Raw genomic sequence first — 344 nt, 5'->3', positions numbered from 1 at the left:
CCAACTCCTGTTGCTGGATCTGGACCTGCATTAGTTACTGTAACCGTGAAAGTTACGACATCTCCAACATTTGGTGTTGCATCACTGATAACCTTTACAATACTTAAATCGGATTGCTCTGGAACTACTCCAATACTATCTTCATCATCATCTGCAATTCCATCGCCATTATCATCGGTATTGGCATCACTAGTTGGATCACTATCAGGATCAAACTGATCACTCGCTGTAATCTCAGCTGTGTTTATATATTCATTGGCTGCTCCGGTTGGCGCATCAACTACAGCATCAAAGGTTAAGGTAATTGTTCCTGAATTTGGAACACTTAAGCCTGTCCATGTAAC

At 41.6% G+C, this 344-nt stretch carries 1 protein-coding gene; it reads right to left on the bottom strand.

Features of this window, described 5'->3' with window-relative positions; all coding sequences use genetic code 11:
* A partial coding sequence (locus Q1A15_RS20960; RefSeq protein ID WP_299628405.1) for a hypothetical protein occupies nt 1–344 on the bottom strand: 344 nt, incomplete at both ends.

It is taken from the genome of uncultured Tenacibaculum sp., assembly GCF_947495995.1.
In the GTDB taxonomy this organism is placed as follows: domain Bacteria; phylum Bacteroidota; class Bacteroidia; order Flavobacteriales; family Flavobacteriaceae; genus Polaribacter.
This window is presented reverse-complemented; position numbering and strand designations above follow the sequence as displayed.